At 71.3% G+C, this 18154-nt stretch carries 12 protein-coding genes; 9 read left to right on the forward strand and 3 right to left on the reverse strand.

The annotated features are described in order from the left end of the window. Nucleotides 1-5 precede the first annotated feature (5 nt). On the forward strand, nucleotides 6-4973 hold the full coding sequence (locus tag B0I28_RS06915; RefSeq protein WP_106363051.1) for a DNA repair ATPase: 4968 nt from the start codon (nucleotides 6-8) through the stop codon (nucleotides 4971-4973). 13 nt (nucleotides 4974-4986) lie between these two features. Here the strand turns inward: B0I28_RS06915 and tnpB are convergent, their stop codons facing one another. Next, nucleotides 4987-6339 carry an IS607 family element RNA-guided endonuclease TnpB gene (gene tnpB, locus B0I28_RS06920; RefSeq protein ID WP_181245671.1) on the reverse strand — a complete coding sequence of 451 codons (1353 nt, stop codon included), beginning with the start codon at nucleotides 6337-6339 and terminating at the stop codon, nucleotides 4987-4989. A gap of 298 nt (nucleotides 6340-6637) precedes the next feature. Between tnpB and B0I28_RS06925 the strand changes: the two genes are divergently transcribed. From B0I28_RS06925 to B0I28_RS06955, 7 genes are all read left to right on the forward strand, one after another. Further along, nucleotides 6638-7366: a hypothetical protein gene (locus tag B0I28_RS06925; RefSeq protein ID WP_106363053.1), complete on the forward strand. Its 729-nt coding sequence runs from the start codon at nucleotides 6638-6640 to the stop codon at nucleotides 7364-7366. Nucleotides 7367-7506: 140 nt separating this feature from the next. Then, complete coding sequence (clpB, locus tag B0I28_RS06930) at nucleotides 7507-10110, forward strand: ATP-dependent chaperone ClpB (RefSeq protein WP_106363054.1); 2604 nt, start codon at nucleotides 7507-7509, stop codon at nucleotides 10108-10110. Nucleotides 10111-10475: 365 nt separating this feature from the next. Continuing rightward, the gene (locus B0I28_RS06935; RefSeq protein WP_219926603.1) at nucleotides 10476-11705 is read left to right on the forward strand and encodes an SLC13 family permease; all 1230 of its coding nucleotides are present in this window, start codon (nucleotides 10476-10478) and stop codon (nucleotides 11703-11705) included. Between the two features lie 90 nt (nucleotides 11706-11795). After that, the gene (locus B0I28_RS06940; RefSeq protein ID WP_106363056.1) at nucleotides 11796-12791 is read left to right on the forward strand and encodes a hypothetical protein; all 996 of its coding nucleotides are present in this window, start codon (nucleotides 11796-11798) and stop codon (nucleotides 12789-12791) included. Nucleotides 12792-12806: 15 nt separating this feature from the next. Beyond that, the gene (locus B0I28_RS06945) at nucleotides 12807-13586 is read left to right on the forward strand and encodes a hypothetical protein (protein WP_106363057.1); all 780 of its coding nucleotides are present in this window, start codon (nucleotides 12807-12809) and stop codon (nucleotides 13584-13586) included. Nucleotides 13587-13600: 14 nt separating this feature from the next. Further along, on the forward strand, nucleotides 13601-14710 hold the full coding sequence (locus tag B0I28_RS06950; protein WP_146147995.1) for a transcriptional regulator domain-containing protein: 1110 nt from the start codon (nucleotides 13601-13603) through the stop codon (nucleotides 14708-14710). 19 nt (nucleotides 14711-14729) lie between these two features. After that, a complete protein-coding gene (locus B0I28_RS06955; protein ID WP_106363059.1) occupies nucleotides 14730-15545 on the forward strand; it encodes an MOSC domain-containing protein in 816 nt (271 codons plus the stop codon). Nucleotides 15546-15596: 51 nt separating this feature from the next. Here the strand turns inward: B0I28_RS06955 and B0I28_RS06960 are convergent, their stop codons facing one another. Continuing rightward, entirely contained in the window at nucleotides 15597-16265 is a 669-nt protein-coding gene (locus B0I28_RS06960) for a DUF998 domain-containing protein (protein ID WP_181245673.1), read from the reverse strand. A 121-nt stretch (nucleotides 16266-16386) separates the two neighbouring features. Here B0I28_RS06960 and B0I28_RS06965 point away from each other — a divergent pair, with 121 nt between their 5' ends. Then, nucleotides 16387-17136 (forward strand): TetR/AcrR family transcriptional regulator, encoded by a 750-nt coding sequence (locus B0I28_RS06965; protein WP_181245674.1) that lies wholly within the window; start codon nucleotides 16387-16389, stop codon nucleotides 17134-17136. On the opposite strand, the gene B0I28_RS06970 is transcribed toward B0I28_RS06965, so the two are convergent. Continuing rightward, complete coding sequence (locus tag B0I28_RS06970; RefSeq protein WP_106363062.1) at nucleotides 17133-18071, reverse strand: DUF6528 family protein; 939 nt, start codon at nucleotides 18069-18071, stop codon at nucleotides 17133-17135. The two genes, B0I28_RS06965 and B0I28_RS06970, sit on opposite strands and share 4 nt — an antisense overlap. Nucleotides 18072-18154: the final 83 nt, after the last annotated feature.

The raw sequence follows: 18154 nt of genomic DNA on the forward strand, positions 1-18154 counted from the left end.
AACCCATGGCCGAAGAGCAGACCGCCGCCGACACCACGCCCGAGTCCTCGCTGGACGGCGGCACCTACGAGGTCCTCTCCACCCGCCTCGCCGGGTACGCCGCCGAGCTCGCCGACCGGGCCGAGGCGCTGAACGCCGCCCGCACCGGCGCGTTCGGGTCCACCGAGCTGACCCTCCTGGGCACCACCCGGATCCGCACCGCGAACAACTGCGTGCCCCGCGACATCGCCCGCGTCGGGAACCGCCTCCTCTTCGGCTACAACGTCCACATGGGACTCAAGTCGCAGACCGGCGTCGCCGACGTCTTCGCGCTCCACGACTTCGTCCGCGAAGACGGGAACTTCGCGTTCACCGACGTCGCCGAGCCCGGCCACCTCCTCGACGACCCGAAGTTCACCGCCGACTTCACCGAGATCTACCGCTACTACCGCTCGGCCGAGCTGCTCCAGGTCCGCGAGGTCGACACCCGCCTCCTCGCCGTCTTCAAGATCGGCGAGCAGCTCGCCGACCAGCGCGTCCTGCGCTGGCAGCTGCGGCCCGACGGCGGCGCCGACTACATCGACGCGCGCGGCGAGGCCGACGCGGTCTGGCCCGACCCGTACGACTTCGAGTGGACCGAGACCACCCGCGAGCACCACGTCGCGGGCCGCTTCCCGCACGTGTCCATCGAGGACGAGATCTTCGTGGAGTGCATCAACGGCGACCTCACCGTCAAGATCGAGGACAACACCGACTCCGGCGAGGGCGTCTACTCCGAGCCCGTGGCCGAGCCGCTCCAGTCCCTCGCGGACGCCGAGATCGCATACGCGCGCATCGGACCCCTCATCCTCCTGCGGATCCTCCCGTACAAGGAGACCGCCGCGAGGCACCTGATCTACAACACCCGCACCGCCACGGTGGTGCGCGCCGACGCGATCGGCGCCGCGTGCCGCCGCCTGCCCGAGGACCACGGCCTGATCTTCCCCGGCGGCTACTACCTCAACGAGGGCCGCCTGAAGACCTTCGACCACGACGCGACCGGGCTGCGGTTCAAGAAGGTCATCCGCTCGCCCAACGGCGAGGACGTCCTCTACGTCTTCTACAGCCAGACCGAGGGCCGCTCGCTCCTGCTGCCGTACAACGTGATCCGCAAGGAGGTCGCGGCGCCGATGAGCGTCCACGGCTACGCGGTGTTCGACGACGGCACCCTGGTCGCGTTCCGCGCGGGCGGCGACGAGGCGACCCGCGTCCACCCGATGCAGGTGTGGGCCACCCCGTTCTGCTCCGAAGCCCATGCGGCCGAGACGGAGTCGGGCGACACCCCGATCCACCGGATCGGCAACGCCGAGGCCGTGCGCGCCGTCTCCGACGCGCTCTCGGTGGCGCGCATGGTCCGCGAGATGGAGCCCGCGCAGGCGGTGTTCGAGGCGCTCATCGCCGCGGCCGTGCGCTGCCTCGACGACTACCCGTGGCTCGGCGACGAAGGCCTCCACGGCCTCGACGTGACGCTCAAGCAGGTCAGGGACACCGCCGAATCGGTCCTCGACGAGTACGCCACGGTCGCCGAGCTGACCGCCGAAGCCGAGAAGGCGCTCGACGCCGCCCGCACCGACACCGTCAAGCTCCTGCGCCGCGCCCGCGGCGAGACCCCCAAGTCCGCGGAGGAATGGGTCGGGCTCCTCACCGAGCTGCGCGCCGCCTCCGGGCACCTCGTGACCCTCCGCGAGGTCCGCTACATCGACCTCGCCGGGATCGACGCGCTCAGCGCCGACACCGCCGAATCCCTCGCCGCCACGGGCCGCCGGGCCGTCGCGTTCCTCGAACGCGACGACGCGTTCACCGCCTACCACGAGCAGATCGCCGGACTGGAGCGCAAAGCCGAGGCCATCGAGACCGTGTCCGAGGCGAACCCGGTCCTCGACGACCTCGACGCCCGCCAGAAGGGCCTGGAGACCCTCACCGAGGTCGTCGCGAACCTCGACATCGGCGACGCCGTCGTGCGCACCGCGATCCTCGGGCGCGTCTCCGAAGTGCTCGCCGCCGTCAACCGCGCCCGCGCCGCGCTCGCCGCGCGCCGCCGCGAACTCGCCGTGGGCGAAGGGAAAGCGGAGTTCGCGGCGGAGTTCGCGCTCCTCGGCCAGTCCGTGACGGCCGCGATCAGCGCCGCCGACACGCCCGCCGCATGCGACGAGCAGCTGGGCCGGCTCCTGCTCACCATCGAGAACCTGGAGACGCGCTTCGCGGACTTCGACGAGTTCCTGACGCGCCTGGCGGACAAGCGGACCGACGTCTACGAGGCGTTCTCCTCCCGCAAGCAGCACCTCCTCGACGAGGCCGCCCGCCGCGCCGAGCAGCTCGCCGCCTCCGCCGACCGCATCCTCGAAGCCGTCGCCCGCCGCACCGCTGCACTGTCCTCATTGGACGAAGTGAACACGTACTTCGCGACCGACCCGATGGTCGAGCGCCTGCGCAAGGTGATCGCGGAGCTGCGCGGCCTCGACGACACCGTGCGCGCCGAGGAGATCGAAGGCCGCATCAGCGCCGCCCGCGCCGAGGCCGGGCGGGCCCTCACGGACCGCATCGACCTGTTCGACGGCGACGCCGTCAAGTTCGGCGAGCACCGCATCCCCGTCAACTCCCAGCCGCTCGACCTCACGCTGGTACCCCAGGGCGACGCGCTCGCGTTCTCCCTCACCGGTACCGACTACCGGCACGTCGTCGACGACCCCGGCTTCGCGGACACGAAGCCGTACTGGCAGCAGTTCCTGCCCTCCGAGAACGCCGACGTGTACCGCTCCGAGCACCTCGCCGCGGCGCTCCTCGCCGAGCACGGCGCCGCCGCGCTCCTGAGCGAACCGGACCTGCCGAAGTTCGTGGCCGCCGCCGCGGCCGAACGCTACGACGAGGGCTACGAGCGCGGCGTCCACGACGCCGACGCCGCCGCGATCCTCGCCGAAGTGCTCCGCCTCCACGGCGCCGCGGGACTCCTGCGCTACCCCGCCGCCGAACGCGCCCTCGCCCGCCTGTTCTGGCACGCGCCGAAGGACCAGGCGCCGCAAGCGGTCGGCGACGACGGGGCGGTCCGGTTCCGCGACACCGAAGCGCGCCAGAGGGCCTGGGCCGCCCAGGCCCGCTCGCTCGCCCGCGCCCGCGAGGCATTCGGCCGCGCCGACGTCATGGACGGACTCGTCGGCGAACTCGAAGCCGCCCTCACCGGGTTCCTCACCGCCGCCGGACTCGCCGCCCGCCCGCGGTCCCCGTTCAACCCCGATCCGCGCCTCGCCGCCGAGTACCTCGCCGAGCAGCTCGCCTCCGGCACCGCGTTCGCCGCCTCCGGCCGCGCCCGCGCGCTCCTCGCCGCGTTCGAGAACCACATCGGCCCGACCGCCTGGGCCGCGCTCGCAACCGACCTCGCCGCACTCGGCGACCTCGGCCTCACCTGGGACCTCGCCTGGAACTGGCTCGACGCCTTCACCGCCCAGGCCGACAGCGACCGCTTCGACCCCGCCGACCTCCCCGAAGCCCTCGCGCTGCTCGTCGCCCCAGGCGACGCCGCCGCCCTCGAAGCCGAACTCACCACCGAAGTCCCGGGCCTCCTCGGCACCCACGCGCGCATCGAGAACCGCGTCCTGCCGATCCGCCTCGACGAGTTCCTCGCCCGCACCGGCCGCTTCCGCCGCACCGTCCTCCCCGGCTACCGCGCCTACCAGCGCCGCCGCGCCGACCTCATCGAGTCGCACCGCTCCGGCCTGCGCATCGAGGAGTTCAAGCCCAAGACGATGGCCGGGTTCGTGCGCAACCAGCTCATCGACGACGTGTACCTGCCGCTCATCGGCGCGAACCTCGCCAAGCAGATCGGCGCGGGCTCGGGCGAGGGCCGGCGCACCGACCAGTCGGGGATGCTCATGCTCATCTCCCCGCCCGGGTACGGCAAGACGACCCTCATGGAATATGTGGCCGACCGGCTCGGGATGCTCCTGGTCAAGGTGAACGGCCCCGCGCTCGGGCACGAGACGACCTCCGTCGACCCGGCCGACGCGCCGAACGCGACCGCCCGCGCCGAGGTCCAGAAGATCAACTTCGCGCTCGAATGCGGCTCGAACGTGCTGCTGTACCTCGACGACATCCAGCACACCAACCCCGAGCTGCTCCAGAAGTTCATCTCCCTGTGCGACGCGCAGCGGAAGATGGAGGGCGTCTGGAACGGCCGCACCCGCACGTACGACCTGCGCGGCAAGCGGTTCGCCGTGTGCATGGCGGGCAACCCGTACACCGAGGCCGGGCAGCGGTTCCGCATCCCCGACATGCTCGCCAACCGCGCCGACGTGTGGAACCTCGGCGACGTCCTCTCCGGACGCGACCAGGTCTTCGCCCAGTCGTACATCGAGAACGCGCTCACCTCCAACAAGGTCACCGCGCCGCTCGCCGGGCGCGGCCGCGCCGACGTGCAGGTCCTCATCCGCCTCGCCAAGGACGACCCGACCGCGGCGCCCGACGCGCTCGCCCACCCGTACTCGGCGGGCGAGCTCGACCAGGTCCTGTCCGTGCTGCGCAAGCTCCTGCGCATCCAGGAGACCGTGCTGCGCAACAACCTCGCGTACATCGCCTCGGCCGCGACCGACAACGCGGCGCGCACCGAGCCGCCGTTCCTGCTCCAGGGCTCGTACCGGAACATGAACCGGCTCGCCGAGCGGGTCGTCCCGGTCATGAACGACGACGAGCTCGAAGCCGTTATCGACGACCACTACGCGGGCGAGGCGCAGACCCTCGCCTCCGGCGCGGAGGCGAATCTGCTCAAACTCGCGGAACTGCGGGGGCGCCTCGACCCCGACCGCGAGGCCCGCTGGGAGGCCGTCAAGGACGCCTTCCGCCGCGAGCAGACGCTTGGCGGCGCGAGCGACGATCCAATGTCGAGGGCCGTCGGCGCCATCACGCTGCTGTCGGACCGCGTCGCCGGAATCGAGTCTGCTCTTCAACAGCGAAACGGCGCGTAGCCCGCAGTGCCGTTCAGACTTCGGATCGCACCGAAACCTGAGCCTCTTCGGCTTGACGGGCTCTGGCGGCCCGTCTTCCCGCAGCGGTACCGCTGCCAGCCGGGCTGGTCTTGTGCGGTTTCTGTCGGGCTGTTTTAGCGTCGCCCGGCAACTCCAGGTCGACGGCCGTACGCACCCGGTTCGCCAGGTTGCGGGCGGCATTGAGATCGCGGTCGAGCACCATTCCGCAGTGCTGGCACCGAAAGACCCGTTCGGACAAGGACAGCTTGGCTTTCGCCGTCCCGCAGTTTGAGCAGGTCTTCGAAGTGGGCAGCCACCGGTTGGCGACGACCGTGCTGCCGCCGTTCCATGCGGACTTGTACGTGATCTGTCTTCTGAGTTCGCCCCAGCCGGCGTCCGAGATCCTGCGGGCGAGCCTGTGGTTCGTGACCATCCCGGCGACGTTGAGGTCTTCGATCACGATGGTGCCGTAGGTCCTGGCGAGGTTCGTGGTGAGTTTGTGCAACGCGTCGCTGCGCTGTTGAGCGATGCGGGCGTGCGCTTTGTTGAGTCCCGCCCGCGCCCGAAGCCAGCGGGCCGATGGTGCAGAACCCGGGGCGGGGCCTCGCCGTCGCGCGAGTTGGCGTCCGGCCTTTCGGAGCCTGGTGAGGGCCTTGTCAAGGTGCTGTGGATTGGGGATGAACTCACCGGTGGACAGCACCGCAAGGTGTTTGATGCCGAGGTCGACGCCGACCACGGCGGTCGGGCGCTCAGGTGCCCGTTCACGATGCTCGATCTCGCAGGTGAAGGACACGAACCATCGGTCCCCGCGTCGAGAGAGTATTGCCGACAGGATTCGGCCGGTCCCGCGGCGAAGGTGCCTGTGAAGCTTCGCAGTGTTCTCGCATGTGCGGATCGTTCCGATGCGGGGAAGCGTGATGTGTCGGCGGTCGTCTTCGACGCGAATCGCTCCGGTGGTGAAAGAACATGAAAGGCGGGAACGACGCGACTTGAAGCGCGGGAACCCCATCGGTCTCCCGGCCCGCTCGCGTTGCATGGAGCCTCGCCAGTTCTTCAACGCGGCGGCGAGGTCGGCGCAGCCGGAGGAGTACGCCTCCTTCGAGTTCTCCTTCCACCAGGGCGCGGCGGAGTCCTTGCGAGCATTCCAGGTCCGCCGGAGTCCGTACGCGGACCAGTCCAGGTACGGGGTCAGCTCCGGTCCAGCGATGCCGTACGACCGCTCGGCTTCTCGTTGGTCAAGGTTCGCCTTGACCAGGGCGAGCATGTGGTTGTAGGCGAAGCGGCGACCGCCGCAGTGCGACAAGAAGGCCACAACCTGGTCCGAGCGCGGGTCGAGCGCGAAGCGATATGCCTTCACTACCTTCATCCGTGCACCTCCCCGACCAGAACGCTGAAATTCGGACAACAGATCTAACGACCGCCGCTCCCGAAGGTGACGGCGATACGCAAGATTTCTTCCACGCCGGATCCGCGCGCGGCGTTCGAGATCGGACTGGTCGCAACCCGAAGCGTTCTGGAGCGGGACCGGCGAGGCACGGTACGGTAGACCTCGCCCGCTCCTTGAACACTGGTGCATGGCAGCACTCAAAAACGTCTACAACCAAAAAGCCACGAGGCGGCATTCGAGCCCTGTAGCCGCCGACCATCGAATAAGGGAGGTCCCCGTGCCGACGAAGACGGGAGATAAGGTCCGGATCATCGTGCTGGGCACCGGCCCCGACGCCGACACCGCCCGTGCCATCGCCGAGTCCGACGCTGATGTCGCGCTCGCCAAACAGTTCACCAAGACCGTGACCCACCTGGTCGTCGACGACACCGTCAAGGCGACCGAAGCCCGTGTGAAGAAGGCCGAGGAGGCCGGCGTCCCGGTCCTCACCGTCGCCGAGTTCCGCGCGCTGCTCACCGCCGGCGCCGAGGACGAGACCGAAGCCGAGACCGAGGCCCCCATCGCCGAGGTCGAGGAGACCGTCGAGGACGAGGCCCCGGACGCGGGCCCGGAGGTCGTCGACGAGCCCGAGGACGAGACCGCCGCCGCGACCGCGGACGTCGAGCCCGAGCCCGTCGCCGCAGTCGAACCCGAGCCCGTGACCGCGCCCGCCGAAGAGCCGGTCGAGGAGCTGGAGCCGGTCGCCGAGTCCGAGAAGCCTTCGGAGGCGGCGCCGACCGACACCGTCGACACCGCTGTCGACACCGACGTCGAGACCGAGACCAAGTCCGACGAGCCGGTCGCCGAGGCGATCGAGGAGCCGGAGGAGGCCGCGGCCGACCCCGAGAAGGCCGTCCCGTCCCAGGCCGAGGCGCCCGCCATCGAATCCGACGAGCCCGAGAAGGCCAAGCCCGGCCTGCTCGCCAAGATCAAGTCGATCTTCGGGCTCACCGGCGCCCGCAAGTAGCGCCCGCGACCCGAAAGCCCCGAGCCCGCCGGGCTCGGGGCTTTTCTGTGGTTCGCTAAGGGCGAACGCGTTGGATTCCGTCGCGAAAACTTGAGCCGGATAGACTCAACTCGGCACCCGACGAGAGGAAGGCATCCGCAGTGGACGTCAACCGCCTGACCACCAAGAGCCGCGAAGTCATCTCCCAGGCCGCGCGCACCGCCGCCGCCAACGGCAATCCCGCCGTCGAGCCCTGGCACGTGCTCGACGCGCTGCTCACCGTCGACGGATCCACCGCGCCCGGCCTGCTCCAGCTCGTCGGCGTCACGCCCGGCACCGTCTCGGCCGAGACCGAGCGCCGCATCGACGAGCTCCCGTCCGCCTCCGGGCCCTCGGTCTCCGAGCCGTCCATGGCCCGCGACGCCCTGCGCGCCATCAACGCCGCCGACAAGATCGCCACCGACTACGGCGACGAGTACGTCTCCACCGAGCACCTCCTCGCGGGGCTCGCGCAGGCGGGCGGCGACACCGGCCGCCACCTCACCGAGCTCGGCGCCACCGACAAGAAGCTCATCAGCGCGTTCCCCACGCTGCGCGGCGGCGACCGCAAGATCTCCTCCTCCGACCCCGAGCAGGGCTACAAGGCCCTGGAGAAGTACGGCGTCGACCTCACCGAGACCGCCCGCTCCGGCAAAGTGGACCCCGTCATCGGCCGCGACACCGAGATCCGCCGCGTCGTCCAGGTCCTGTCCCGCCGCACCAAGAACAACCCGGTCCTCATCGGCGAGCCCGGCGTCGGCAAGACCGCGATCGTCGAGGGCCTCGCCCAGCGCATCGTCGCCGGGGACGTCCCCGAGTCGCTGCGCGACCGCCGCGTCATCCTCCTCGACCTCGCCAGCATGATCGCCGGGGCCCAGTACCGCGGCCAGTTCGAGGAGCGGTTCAAGTCCGTCATGGAGGAGATCAAGTCCTCCGACGGCGAGATCATCCCGTTCATCGACGAGCTCCACACCATGGTCGGCGCCGGGAAGTCCGAGGGCTCCCTCGACGCCGGGAACATGCTCAAGCCCGCCCTCGCGCGCGGCGAGCTCCACATGATCGGCGCCACCACCCTCAACGAGTACCGCGAGCACATCGAGAAGGACGCCGCCCTGGAGCGCCGCTTCCAGCAGGTGTACGTCGGCGAGCCGTCCATCGAGGACACCGTCGCGATCCTCCGCGGCCTCAAGGAGCGCTACGAGGTCCACCACGGCGTGCGCATCACCGACTCCGCGCTGGTCGCCGCCGCGCAGCTCTCGGCCCGGTACATCCAGGACCGCCAGCTCCCCGACAAGGCCATCGACCTCGTCGACGAGGCCGCCTCCCGCCTGCGCATCGAGATCGACTCGCGCCCCGAGGAGATCGACCAGGTCGAGCGGGCCGTGCGCCGCCTGGAGATCGAGGAGACCGCCCTCCAGAACGAGACCGACGACCCGGCCTCGGCCGAGCGCCTCGCGTCCCTCCAGCGCGAACTCGCCGACGACCGCGAGAAGCTCGCCGCGCTCTCGCGCCAGTGGGAGTCCGAGAAGGGCCGCATCGGCAAGGTCTCCGAGCTGAAGGAGGAGCTCGACGACCTCAAGACCCAGGCCGAGCGCGCCGAGCGCGAATACGACCTGGAGAAGGCCGCGCAGCTGCGCTACGGGCGCATCCCCGAGCTGGAGCAGCAGCTCCAGGACGCCGAGTCCGAGCTCGCCACCGCCGACACCGACCCCGCCCACCAGCCGATGCTGAAAGAGGAGATCGACGCCGACGAGATCGCCGACGTCGTCTCGTCCTGGACCGGCATCCCCGCCGGGCGCCTCCAGGAGTCCGAGACCCACAAGCTCCTCCACGCCGAGGAGGTGCTCGGCGAGCGCGTCGTGGGCCAGCTCGAAGCGGTCACCGTCGTCGCCGACGCGCTGCGCCGCGCCCGCGCCGGCCTTTCGGACCCCAACCGGCCCACCGGCTCGTTCATCTTCGCGGGACCCACGGGCGTCGGCAAGACCGAGCTCGCGAAGGCCCTCGCCGAGTTCATGTTCGACGACGACCGCGCCATGATCCGCATCGACATGGGCGAGTACACCGAGCAGCACTCCGTGGCCCGCCTCATCGGGGCCCCGCCCGGGTACGTCGGCTACGAGGAGGGCGGCCAGCTCACCGAGCCCGTGCGCCGCCGCCCGTACTCGGTCGTGCTCCTCGACGAGGTCGAGAAGGCCCACCCGCGCGTCTTCGACACGCTGCTGCAAGTGCTGGACGACGGTCGCCTGACCGACGGCCAGGGCCGCACCGTCGACTTCCGCAACGTCATCCTCATCATGACCTCCAACCTCGGCTCGTCGGCCCTGGTCGACCCGCTCCTGGAGGACACGGCCAAGCGCGACCAGGTCCTCGCGGCGATCCGCTCGCACTTCAAGCCCGAGTTCCTCAACCGCCTCGACGACATCGTCATCTTCCACGCGCTCGAACACGAGCACCTGAAGGCGATCGTCACGGTCCAGCTCGGCCACTTGGAGCGCCGCATGGAGGCCCGGCGCCTGCGCCTCGACGTCAACGACGCCGCCAAGTCCTGGCTCGCCGACCGCGGCTTCGACCCGGTCTACGGCGCCCGGCCGCTGCGCCGCCTCATCCAGACCTCCATCGGCGACCCCCTCTCCCGCGAGCTCCTGGAAGGCAAGATCACCGACGGCGACACCGTCAAGGTCGCCACCACCGACCTCGGAGACAAGCTCACGGTCACGAAGGGCTGAGCCCGCGACCACCACGAACGCCCGGGACGGCACCGCCGCCCCGGGCGTTCGCCGCATCCGATCCGCGGTCTCCCGCCCGCAACCCCCGGCCTGTCGTACCCGCCGGGCACCATCGAAGCCGGGGGCGGCTCCGAGCGCCCGATTTGCGGCGGAACCGCCGCGACCCGCCCGACTCCCCGCCAGCGCGTGTCGCGACTCGCCACGCTGTCGTACCCGCCGGGCACCATCGAAGCCGGGGGCGGCTCGCGCCGCCCGATTCGTCCCGGGCGCGCCGCGACACTCCCGACTCCCCGCCCGGGCGCGCCGCCCCACGACCCGGTCACTGAACGTGGCCGCCCCGCCGAACGCTTCCTACCATTAGCTCCGTGACCGAAACCCCGACGCGCGTGCGGCGCGTCCGCCTCGACTGGCTCGACCTCGGCGTTCTCGGCGTGCTCGGCGTCGGGCTGGCGTGCTGGGCGAGCGGGGCGCTGCCGAACGGCGACGCGCTCGCGAGCCTCGCGCGCGTGGCGCCGCTCGTGCTGTTCCTCGGCACCGTCATGGTCATGGTCGCGATCGTGCAGGCCTCGCAGCTCTTCGACGCCGCCGCGCGCGGTCTCGCCCGCTTCGCGCGCGGCAGCCACGCCGCGCTGTTCGCCGCATGCGTCCTCCTCGCCTCCGCGACCACGATCTTCCTCAACCTCGACACCACGATCGTCCTGCTCACCCCCGTCATGCTCGCCCTCGCCGCCGCCACCCGCGCCCCGGCCCTCGCGCTCGCCATGACCACCGTCTGGCTCGCGAACACCGCGAGCCTGCTCCTCCCCGTCTCGAACCTGACGAACCTCCTCGCGGCCGACCGCATCGGCCTCGACCCCCTCGCCTTCGCCGCCCGCATGTGGGCCCCGCAGCTCGCGGTCATCGCCGTCACGGCGCTCTGCCTCTGGCTCGGCTACTGGCGCCGCCGCCACCGCGACCTCGACCGCTACGCGATCCCCGCCGAGCCCCTCCCCATCGCCGACCGCCGCCTGTTCTGGACCGCCGCCGCGGTCTGCGCCGCCTTCGTCCTCGCCGTCGTCGCCGAGCTCCCGATCGCGCTCGCCTCCACCGCCGCCGCGGCCGTCCTCCTCGCCTACTGCCTGCGCCGCCGCCGCGACCTGCTCTCCTGGGAGCTCATCCCGTGGCGCCTCCTCGCCCTCACCGCCGGGCTGTTCCTCGTCGTCCCCACCCTCATGGCCCACGGCGGCGACGCCCTCGTCTCGGCCCTCGCGGGCACCGGCGACGGCGACGCGGGCGTCCTCCGCGCGGGCCTCGCCGCCGCGGCCCTGTCGAACCTCGCCAACAACCTGCCCGCCTACGCCGCCGTCGAATCGGTGATCCCGCATGGGAACCAGGACGCCCTCCTCGGGGTCCTCATCGGCACCAACACCGGCCCGCTGGTCCTCCCGTGGGCCTCCATGGCGACGCTCCTGTGGTTCGACCTCGTCACCGGCCGCCGCCCCGGCGTCCCCGAAGGCCAGCGGATCCGAGTCCCCCTCGCGCGGTTCACGGCCACCGGCGCCGTCCTCGCCGTCACCGCCACCACCGCGGGACTCGCCGCGCTCATCTGGCTCTGAACCAGGTCGCGACCCCGAAAGCAATACCACTATGGAATGAAAGTTCGCGATTCCACCGAATACCGCAGCATCATTGGTCATAGTGCATCCATGGCATTCACCGGTCCCTCGGGCGCCACACCACGCCTGTCCCGCCGCGCCCTCCTCACCAGCGCCCTGCTCGCCGGGGCCGCGGGCCTCGCGCCCGCCCGTCCCGCCCGCGCCGCCGACGCGCCGCAGATCCGCGCCGCCGCCACCGGCTGGACCGGCCGCAACGGCGAACTGCTCGTCCTCACCGCCTCGGACGCCGAGTACGCGCTGCGCATCCTCGAACCCGGCGAGGCCACCGAGCCCGGCGCCGACGTCACGGGCGTCCTCGGCCCGCCCCTCCCGCTGCCCCTGCCCGGCGACTTCACGCCCCACTCCATGGCCGCCACCGGTGCGGTCCTGTGGCTCACCGGCGCAAGGGAATCCGCGCCCGGCAGGGTCCGGCCCGCGCTCGTGCGCATCGAGGACGCCGACAGCGGCTACGCCGACCTGCCCGTGCCGAAGGACATCGGCGCCGGGCTCGCCACCGCCATCGCGCCCCTCGGCGCCGACGGCATCGCCGTCGCCATCGAAGGCGGCGCCGACGAGCACCTGACCGCGCTCTCCCGCAGCCGCCTCGCCGTCACCACCGACGGCGGGAGCACCTGGGCCGCAGGCGAACTCGCCGACGGCCTCGGCGAGGGCTACGGCACCGTGCTCGCCGAGACCGACCGCGGCGTCTTCGCCGCCGTCGCCGACGGCGCGGGCACCCAGACCGCCCTCAGCGCCCGCCTCGCCGAAGCGGGGACGCCGCAGCTCGTCCTCACCCCCGCCGGGACCTACCCGGGCGCGGGCCGCCCCATGGCCGCGGTCGCCGCCGATACGCACGTCAGCCTCTTCTCCGACCGGGACGGCGAGGTCACCGAGACCCGCTTCACCGACGACGAGCGCACCGAGGCCGCCTACGGCGGGGCCGCCGCCGACTGCGCCTGCCGCGGGGAGATCCTCGCCGTCCCCGGCCGCCGCGGCATGTGGCTGGAGACCGACGGCAGCACCATCCACATCAGAGGAATCAGGTAGCGATAAGGAGGACCGATGACCTTCCCCAGCAGCAGCAAGGCGTTCGCCCGCTCGACCTGCGAGCTCCCCGACATCACGCGCGACTGGCTCTACAGCACCGCCTGGAAGATGCGCTACCGGACCGCCTTCAGCGAGAGCGGATTCGGCGTCCACCCCAAGGTCACCTCCTTCACGATGCACCAGGAGACCCACACGCAGGCCGGGAAGGTCATGCGCGACCTCAACGCCCTCGGCCAGACCTACGCCCGCAGCGAGGGCCCCTGGGACTACCAGTGGACCGGCGTCGCCGGGACGAAGGTCTGCAAACCCGGGTACCACCGCTACGGGGCCGCCATCGACTTCACCAGGTTCGACTGGGGCTCAGGCCATTACGTCGACACCGCCGTCCACGGCAAGGAGAAGCGCCGCTACCTGCGCCGCCGCTACCTCGCGGTGATCGCGGTCTGCCGCAAGCACTTCGGCACGGTCCTCCACTGCTACAACGACCCCGACGGCTCCCACTGGAACCACATCCACGCCGACCGCGGCCGCAAGGCCGTCGCCGCCGACTGGGACTACCAGACCGACACCACGATCATCCAATGGGCCGCAAGGGATCTCGCGGGCATCACCGACATGGCGATCGACGGCGACTTCGGCCCCCAGACCCGCCAGGGACTGGCGACCCTCCGCAAGCGCTTCGGCGCCGAGAAGGTCGACCCGACCGCGTCCTCCGCGAACTTCCTCGCCTGGCTCGACCTCATCAGCCGACACGGCATGGCCGACAAGGACGCCGGGACGTACAAGTCCGGATGACGAAGGAGGACGACATGACCCGCCGCAGCAGGCTCCGCCGCAGCGCGCGCCGACAGGACACGCCCCGCCGAATGCTCCGCCGCCGCACTGCCCCTCGCCGGGTCAGGGCCCTCGCGGCCGCCGCGGGCGCCCTCGGGGCCCTCGCCCTCCTGGCCCTCACCGCCTGCGACGCCGACTCGGTCACCGGCCGCGACGCCGCCGCCCACGACGGCGTCTTCTACGGCCTCGGCGACGACCACCGGCTCTACCGCTGGGACGCGAGCACCGACGAGGCCGAACCCGTCCTCGACCTCAGCGGCGTCTGGGACGGCGAAGGCGACGTCGGCACCGTCCTCCGCTCGTCCCTGAGCATCGACCCCCGCCAGCGCACCGCCGCCTGGATCGAGGGCGGCAGCCCCGACGCCGTGCTCAGGTTCGGCGACCTCGACTCCGGCGAGATCACCACGGCCGCAAGCTACCCGCTCGACCACGCCTGCATCGACCCGACCTGGCTCCCCGACGGCTCCGCGCTCCTCGCCCACCGCGCCGCCGTCTGGGGCGACGGGGCGGCCGCAGGCGACGCGACCCCGCTCCCGGTCGAATCCTGGGGCGACACCGAGTGGTACTCGCCCGACGCCGGACAGCTGCCGACCACAGTGGACCTCGCTGAGCAGGGCTGCCGCCTGCGCTGGTACACCGCCGAAGACGGCTCGGCGCAGGCGCTCTACCACGACCTCCAGGTCACGCGGTTCTACCGGATCGACACCGACGGCACGGTCCTCGACACCATCGAGATCCCTGATCTCACCGGCACCGAGCCGCTCACGATCGGCTTCGTCGGCACCGACCCCTCGGGACGGTACGCGTGCGTCGTCGACGGCTACGGCCCTTACGGGGCCTTCAAGGGCGGCTTCACGATCCGCGCCGAGTCGGGCACCCGCGTCATCGACCTCGACACGGGCGAGGCGGCCGGCGACGAAGACGCGTCCTTGTGCACCTCGCTCCACGACGACGGCTACGTCTCCCGCGACGGCGCGACCGCGGCGTTCATCGGCTACGACGGGACCGCGAAGTGGTCGGTGGAGCTGCCCGAGGCGATCAAGGAGTCGCCGGTCCTGTTCTTCTACCCGAACAGCCAGGACTAGGGCCGCATAGAATGCGACGGTGAACCGCGTCCTGGGCATCCGCCGCCACCCGCTCAAATCCGCCGCCGCCGAGCACCTCGACCGCACCCGCGTCGGCAAGCACGGCCTCGACGGCGACCGCACCTGGGTCTGCGTCGACGCCGACGGCACCATCGGCAGCGCCAAGCAGCCGCGGCTGTGGGGCGCGCTCCTCGACGTCGACGCCGCCTACGACCCCGACCGGGACGACGTCCTCGTCACGACCCCGAACGGCCTGAGCGGCACCGCCGGGACCCCCGAGGCCGACGCGGCGGTCTCCGAGTGGCTCGGCCGCCCCGTCCGACTCACCCGCACCGCGCCCCAGCAGCTCAGACGCCACCATTGGTGGCCCGACGAGCCCGGCATGATCCCCGAATGGGCCGCCGACGCCGAGCCCGGCGGCGACGCGATCGTCGACGTCCGCCACGACGCCTCCGACGGCCGCTTCTTCGACTTCGGCGCCCTCCACCTCGTCACCACCGGCGCCCTCGACCGCCTCAGCGCCGAGCACGGCGCCCCCGTCGATTCGGTCCGCTTCCGCCCCAACCTGGTCCTGGACCTCCCCGACGACCCCGAGCCCGGCACGCGTCTCACCATCGGCGAGGTCCCCGTCGAGGTCCTCGTCCCCACGCCCCGCTGCGTCATCCCCTCGATCGCCCACCGCGGCAGCCCGAACGACCCCTCGCTCCTGAAGACCCTCGCCAAGCACCACCGCCGCGACGTCCCGAACTTCGGCCGCGCCACGTGCTTCGGCTTCTACGCGGAGATCCTCGCTGAAGGCGTGGTGCAGGTGGGCGACGAAGTCGTTCCGGGATGAGCGAAACGGTCGGGCGAATGGAAGCCCGGCCGTCCGTCGTCGCCGCGGCACCTACCGCTTCGGTGCGCGCCAGGCCGCCCAGCCGAGGACCGCGAACCAGCACCACACCTCAGTCAGCCACAGTCGCTGCGTGAGGCCCGCGACGCCCTCGCCGTCGGCGGTCGCGGCCTCGTCGAACGTCAGCTGGAACAGGACGACGCCGATGAGCGTCAGCGGCACCGCCACCGTCAGCAGGACCGTGCCCAGGCGCCGGAACCCGTCGACTCCGCGCAGGTGCAGGCCCGTGGCGATGAACACCAGGAACGGCAGCTGGAACGCGAGGACGACCCCGAGGAAGTGCAGACCGGGGGACTCCAGGTCGAACAGGCCGATGAGGACGAGACCGACCGGGGCGAGGCCGAGCCCGACCAGGGAGATCCTGCGCCACACGGCGCGGCCGCCCCGGACGATGCGGAAGAATCCGACCAGGCCGGCCGCGAGCAGGACTCCGCTGAGGACGAACGCGGTGTTCATGTAGGGCGCGGTCGTTCCCAGCCCGAGGCCGCTGATCGGCTGCGTGAGGTTCGAGTACGGGGAGATGCGGTCGCCGCCGATCGTGTAGCCGTCGCTGACCAGGCTCAGGATGACCCAGGCGAGGGTGAACAGGACGGGCGCGGCGACCGCGCCGAGTGCGAGCAGTCCGGTACGTGCGGTGCGGGCGGGCGATGCGGGGGTGGACATCGAGGCGTTCCTTTCGTTGCGGGAGAGGTGAACCGACAGCGGATCCGCGGAAGCGAACACTGTTCGTTCTATGAGTCCAGTTCTATCAACGAACGCTGTTCGTGTCAAGTACACTGTTCCCATGGACGAGAGCACTCGGATGCCGAACCCTCCGTGGATCAAGAACGCGGGACGCGCCCCGCGCCGCCAGCTCAGCCTGGAGCTCATCCTCGAAGCCGCCGAACGGCTCAGCGAGCGCGAGGGCTGGGACTCGGTGACGATGCGGCGCATCGCTCAGGAGATCGGCACCGGCCCGGCCTCGCTCTACGCGCACGTCGACAGCAAGGCCGACCTCGACCAGCTGCTCTACGACCGGGCGCTCGAAGCGGTCCCGCTGCCCGAGCCGGACCCCCGGCGCTGGCGGCAGCAGCTGGTGGATCTGGGCGTCGACATGGCCAGGGCGATGGCGGCCCGTCCGGGGACCGCCCGCGTCGCCCTCGACACGCCGATCCCGGCCACCCCCCGCGCGCTCCAGATCATCGACCGGGTGTTCGCGGTGCTCGCCGCAGGCGAGGTGCCGCCCGACCTCGCCGTGGCATGGGCCGACGTCTACGCCCTGCAAGTGACCGCGGCCGCCTACGAGCTGAGCCCGACCGGCCCGCCCGGGGCGGAGTCGGAGCGGCTCCGGGTGCAGTCCGCGCGGATCGGCGAGTACCTCGCGGTCCTCCCCGAGTCGGCCCTGCCGCACCTGCGGGCGGTCCTGCCCCGGTTCGGTCCGGACGCCGATCCGTTCGCGCCCTTGCGGTCGGCCCTGGAGATGCTGGTCGCCGGCATGGCCGCCCGGATGGAGGCGCGGCCGGACCGCGAGCGGACCGGCCGCCGGGTCCGCTAGTTGTAGGCGGTCGTGTAGTACCGGGCCTTGTAGAACTCGGCGCCGGAGCGCGTCCGGTCGGCGGACTGCGAGAAGACGATGGTGGGGCTGCCCCAGGTGCGGGAGCCGGTGTTGTCGGCGCGCATGTAGAAGTACTCGCCGGTCTTCATCTTCACGTACGCCTTGATGCGCGTCGTGGTGTGCAGGGTGGTCTTGGCGAGGGTCGACTTGTTGATCGAGTAGACGCCGTACGAGTCCGAGACCTGAAGCAGGGACGAGTTGGAGAAGTCCGCCTGGAGGTCGTGCCCGAGCCCGGAGAGGGCGACCTTCTTGCTGGACTTGGCGAGCCGCACGTTCCGGTACGTCCCGGAGACGGTGTACGCCTGGACGATCTTGTCGCCCGCGGCCCAGAGCAGGCTGTTGTTGGGGTCCCAGATGACGCCGTGCGCGCCTGCCAGGGACACGGTCTGGACCTTGGCGAGCGTCGAGGGGTCCGAGATCTTGGTGGGCCCGTACACCGTGAGGAACCCGTCGGACGAGGCGGAGACGAACGCCCCGATGTTGGGAATCCGCTCCAGCGCATGGGGATTACCGCCCGGCGTGGCGCTCCAGAGGACGTCGTTCAGCTCCTGGTCCTTCTCGTCGGTGATGTTCCAGATCCCGACCTTGCCGCCCGAGGCGGCCGCGAGCCCGATGGCGCCGAACTGCGCTGTGTCGCGGATGCGGCAGTCGGAGAGGTTCGACCATCCGCCCGTGCCCGGGCTCCACGACTTGTACCGGTTGGCATCGCTGAACGCGGCGTTCTTGTCGAACACCATGACCTTGTTCTGGACCTGCTCGGTCACCATGATCTTGAAGTTGGCCGTGTCCGCCGCCGCGATCCCGGCGCCGACGGCCCCGGCCGTCGCCAGCGGCGCACCGATCGCGAGCGCCCGCAGCAAGTTGCGTCTCTTCACGAAGAACTCCTCTAGGGGGTAGGGAGAGGGCCCCGACCCGATCCGGGCCGCGAACCGCCCCCAGTGTGCCCCATGCCAACCAG

Source organism: Glycomyces artemisiae, from assembly GCF_003002955.1.
Classification (GTDB): Bacteria; Actinomycetota; Actinomycetes; order Mycobacteriales; family Micromonosporaceae; genus Glycomyces; species Glycomyces artemisiae.

Bases quoted from the DNA above. Each gene is read 5' to 3' on its own strand.
- B0I28_RS06965 (WP_181245674.1), top strand. From the start codon at position 16,387: ATGGACGAGAGCACTCGGATGCCGAACCCTCCGTGGATCAAGAACGCG.
- B0I28_RS06950 (WP_146147995.1), top strand. From the start codon at position 13,601: ATGACCCGCCGCAGCAGGCTCCGCCGCAGCGCGCGCCGACAGGACACG.
- B0I28_RS06940 (WP_106363056.1), top strand. From the start codon at position 11,796: ATGGCATTCACCGGTCCCTCGGGCGCCACACCACGCCTGTCCCGCCGC.
- B0I28_RS06915 (WP_106363051.1), top strand. From the start codon at position 6: ATGGCCGAAGAGCAGACCGCCGCCGACACCACGCCCGAGTCCTCGCTG.
- B0I28_RS06945 (WP_106363057.1), top strand. From the start codon at position 12,807: ATGACCTTCCCCAGCAGCAGCAAGGCGTTCGCCCGCTCGACCTGCGAG.
- tnpB (WP_181245671.1), bottom strand. From the start codon at position 6,339: ATGAAGGTAGTGAAGGCATATCGCTTCGCGCTCGACCCGCGCTCGGAC.
- B0I28_RS06960 (WP_181245673.1), bottom strand. From the start codon at position 16,265: ATGTCCACCCCCGCATCGCCCGCCCGCACCGCACGTACCGGACTGCTC.